At 73.6% G+C, this 3,921-nt stretch carries 4 protein-coding genes and 1 pseudogene; 3 read left to right on the forward strand and 2 right to left on the reverse strand.

Features of this window, described 5'->3' with window-relative positions; all coding sequences use genetic code 11:
• The first annotated feature begins 36 nt into the window (after window positions 1–36).
• Together LCE31_RS37665 and LCE31_RS37670 are read left to right on the forward strand one after the other, a co-directional pair.
• Window positions 37–751 (forward strand): annotated as a pseudogene (locus LCE31_RS37665) (HD domain-containing protein).
• 116 nt (window positions 752–867) lie between these two features.
• The gene (locus tag LCE31_RS37670; RefSeq protein WP_225022625.1) at window positions 868–2,097 is read left to right on the forward strand and encodes a Cmx/CmrA family chloramphenicol efflux MFS transporter; all 1,230 of its coding nucleotides are present in this window, start codon (window positions 868–870) and stop codon (window positions 2,095–2,097) included.
• 123 nt (window positions 2,098–2,220) lie between these two features.
• Here the strand turns inward: LCE31_RS37670 and LCE31_RS37675 are convergent, their stop codons facing one another.
• Together LCE31_RS37675 and LCE31_RS37680 are read right to left on the reverse strand one after the other, a co-directional pair.
• The gene (locus tag LCE31_RS37675) at window positions 2,221–2,490 is read right to left on the reverse strand and encodes a DUF4031 domain-containing protein (protein ID WP_225022621.1); all 270 of its coding nucleotides are present in this window, start codon (window positions 2,488–2,490) and stop codon (window positions 2,221–2,223) included.
• The gene (locus LCE31_RS37680; RefSeq protein ID WP_225022622.1) at window positions 2,487–2,852 is read right to left on the reverse strand and encodes a hypothetical protein; all 366 of its coding nucleotides are present in this window, start codon (window positions 2,850–2,852) and stop codon (window positions 2,487–2,489) included. Before LCE31_RS37680 ends, LCE31_RS37675 begins: the two co-directional genes overlap by 4 nt.
• A gap of 109 nt (window positions 2,853–2,961) precedes the next feature.
• On the opposite strand from LCE31_RS37680, the gene LCE31_RS37685 reads away from it, so the two are divergent.
• Window positions 2,962–3,921, forward strand: a 960-nt coding sequence (locus tag LCE31_RS37685; protein WP_225022624.1) for a MurR/RpiR family transcriptional regulator, incomplete at its 3' end; no start/stop codon positions are given.

A 3,921-nucleotide genomic window follows, 5' to 3' on the forward strand; every position in this document is an offset into this window, starting at 1 on the left:
GGGGTTGCCCACACCCCCGCCCGTACCGGCGACCTCATGCCCCACCCTGTGGACAACCCCGACGCCCCCGAGCCCGGCGGCCCCCGGCGCGGCTCCGAGCCGGCGTCCGCACCGGAGCCGGCCGCACTGCGGGCCCGCTTCGGCGCCGCGCTGCGCGCCGCGGGCGCGGTGGACACCGACCCCGACCCGTACGCCGACGCGCTGCTGGCCCGGTGGTCGGAGCCGCAGCGCCGCTACCACACCACCCGCCATCTGGCCGCCGTGCTCGACCACGTGGACACGCTGGAGCAGCATGCCGCCGACCCCGGCCTCGTACGGCTCGCCGCCTGGTTCCACGACGCCGTCTACCGGCCGGACCGCACCGAGAACGAGGAGCGCTCCGCCGCTCTCGCCGAACGGGCCCTGTCCCAGGCCGGTGCCGGTGCGGAGGCCACGGCCGAAGTCGCCCGCCTGGTGCGGCTCACCACCACCCATGCGCCCGAGCCCGGAGACGCGAACGGCGCGGTCCTGTGCGACGCGGACCTCGCGATCCTGGCCTCGCCGCCCGGCCGCGTACGCCGCCTACGCGGCCGATGTCCGCGCGGAGTACGGCTTCGTGCCCGACGACCTGTTCCGCACGGGCCGCGCCGGCGTTCTGCGTCAGCTCCTCGGCCTGCCGGGGCTGTTCCACACCCCCTACGGAGAAAGGGAGTGGGAGGCGGCGGCGCGCCGCAACCTCACCGCGGAGCTGCGCCTCCTCGACGCCGGCTGAAGGCCTCAGGACCCGCCTGCCGGGTCCGGGAGAAGAGGGGCGACTTGGCGGGAATGCCCCGAAGTTCGTGCGCCGTTGACGCTGACATGCATCAGACAACGGGTCGACGTGACCGCATGCCGCTCGCCGTCTACATACTCGGCCTCTCCGTCTTCGCCCTCGGCACCAGCGAGTTCATGCTGTCGGGCCTGCTGCCGCCGATCGCCCGCGACATGGACGTGTCCATCCCGACCGCGGGGCTGCTCATCTCCGCCTTCGCGATAGGCATGGTGGTCGGCGCGCCACTGCTCGCCGTGGCCACGCTCCGGCTGCCGCGCCGCGCCACCCTCATCACCCTGATCACCGTGTTCGGGCTCGGACAGGTCGCGGGCGCCCTGGCCCCCTCGTACGAGGTGCTGTTCGCCTCACGTGTCATCAGCGCCTTCGCCTGCGCCGGGTTCTGGGCCGTCGGTGCGAGCGTGGCCATAGCGATGGTCCCCCGCACCGCACGGGCCCGCGCCATGGCGGTGATGATCGGCGGGCTGTCCATCGCGAACGTGCTGGGCGTCCCGGCCGGCGCGTTCCTCGGCGAGAACTTCGGCTGGCGCTCAGCGTTCTGGGCGGTGGGCGTCGCCTCAGCGGTCGCCCTGATCGGCGTCGTCACGCTGATCCACCGCATCCCGGCGCCGGAACGCAAGCCCGACCTGCGGCGTGAGCTGACCATCTACCGGGACCGCGGGGTGTGGCTCGCCGTCGCGATCACCGCGCTCGCCGGCGGCGCCGTCTTCTGCGCCTTCTCCTACATGGCCCCGCTCCTCACGGACGTGTCGGGGCTGTCGGACGGCTGGGTCCCCGGCGTACTGGCGCTGTTCGGCCTCGGAGCGCTCGTCGGCACCACCGTCGGCGGCCGGTACGCGGACGCGCACCTCTTCGGCGTGCAGCTGAGCGGTGTCATCGGCTCGACGGTGCTGCTGGCCGCGCTGGCGCTGACCGCGTCCCACGCGGTGGCCGCGATCGTACTGACGTTCCTGCTCGGCTTCTCGGCCTTCTACACGGCGCCCGCGCTCAATGCCCGTATGTTCAACGTCGCGTCCGCGGCCCCGACGCTCGCGGGAGCGACCGCGACGGCGGCGTTCAACGCGGGCAACACGGCGGGGCCCTGGCTCGGCGGCCGGGTCATCGACGCGGGGTTCGGCTTCGCCTCGACGGCCTGGGCGGGCGCGGCGATGGCGGTCGTCGCGATCGCGCTGTGCGGGGTGGCCATGCGTATGCACCGCGCCGTGGAAGGGCACGGCAGCACGCTCGTCGCCGCGTCGTCGCCCGAACACCGGGAGCGTCCCAGGGAACGGGAGCAGCAGGGGCGGTAGACGGTGCCCGCACCGCGGGCCCGCACCGGGACGGTCTTCCGCCGCCCGCCTCACATCGCGGGGCCTTCCGTGACATCGCGGGGCCTTCCGTCCCGCCTCGCATCGAAGGGCCTTCGGCCCGCCTCACGCCGCGGGGCGGCCCTTCGGTCTGCGCAGGCCGGCCCGGGTGATCCTGCGGACCAGTTCCTTCGAGCCGATCTCCACCGCCCCGGCCCGCACGGCGTCGGCATAGCGGTGGGACGGCAGGTCGTAGTGGTCCCGCTCGAAGGCGCGCCGCGGGCAGCCGAGCGCGCCGGCGAAGACGTGCAGCTCCTCGAACGACGTGTCGCTGACGAGGTGCGACCACATGCGTCCGTGGCCCGGCCAGTTCGGCGGGTCGATGTACACGGTCACGGGCGCACGCCCAGTTCGCCGACGCGCGCGACGATCACGGCCGCCTTGGCGCACACCCAGTGAGGGTCGGCACCCAGTTCCGGCTCCACCTCCAGCGCGTGCGGGTCGTCGGCTCCGCAGACGGGGCACAGCGGCCACCGCCCGTACCGCTCCAGCACCGCGTCCTGTACGTCCTGGGCGACGAGGCTCGCCAGGTACGGGGCGCCGTCCGGCCACTGCTCGACCCACCACCTGCGGTGCGCCACGGACTCCTCGACGAGCGAGACGGTCTCGGCGCCCGCGACGTCGCTCGCGGTGAGGTCGGCCATGACCAGCGCGCGGGCGGCGTGCAACGACTGTTCCAACGGATTCACCTCGTCCATCCCGCCATTGTCACCCGCACGGCGGACGCCCCGCCGACGCCTCGGCGGATATCCACAGGGCGCGGAACGGGGGGTTGACTGCCCCACGACCCGAAAATATCTTTCAATTGTGACCAATGACCTGAAGGAAATTTTCAGCGGGGACACTCCGCCCGCACCGGCGGCCCTCGCCGCCAAGGTGCGCACGCTCGGGCCGTCCATGACCCGCTCCATGCAGCTGGTCGCGGAGGCCGTCGCGGGCGATCCCGCGGGCTGCGCCGCCCTGACGGTCACAGGTCTCGCCGAACTGACCGGCACCAGCGAGGCGACCGTCGTGCGCACCTCGCGTCTCCTCGGGTATCCCGGGTACCGGGATCTGCGCCTCGCCCTCGCGGGCCTCGCCGCTCAGCAGCAGTCCGGGCGCTCGCCCGCGGTGACCGCCGACATAGCGGTCGACGACTCGATCGCCGACGTCGTCGCGAAGCTGGCGTACGACGAGCAGCAGACGCTCGCCGACACGGCCGCCTCCCTCGACACGGCGCAGCTGGGCGCCGTGGTCTCTGCCGCGGTCGCCGCCCGCAGGATCGACATCTACGGAGTGGGCGCCTCCTCCCTCGTCGGGATGGACCTCGCGCAGAAGCTGCTGCGCATCGGCCTGATCGCGCACGCGCACACCGACCCGCACCTCGCGGTGACCAACGCGGTGCAGCTGCGCTCCGGTGACGTGGCGATAGCGATCACCCATTCGGGCTCGACGGGCGACGTCATAGAGCCGCTGCGGGTCGCCTTCGACCGCGGCGCCACGACGGTCGCGATCACCGGCAGGCCGGACAGCCCTGTGACGCAGTACGCCGACCATGTGCTGACGACGTCCACGGCACGGGAGAGCGAGCTGCGCCCGGCGGCCATGTCCAGCCGTACGAGTCAACTGCTCGTCGTCGACTGCCTGTTCATAGGCGTCGCCCAGCGTACGTACGAGACGGCGGCGCCCGCGCTGTCCGCGTCGTACGAGGCACTGGCCCACCGGCACAGCCCACGCGGCCCCCGGGGCGGCGGCCGCGCCCCCCCCCCGCCCCGCCCCCCCCCCGCC

This window comes from Streptomyces sp. 8L, assembly GCF_020176795.1.
GTDB lineage: Bacteria > Actinomycetota > Actinomycetes > Streptomycetales > Streptomycetaceae > Streptomyces.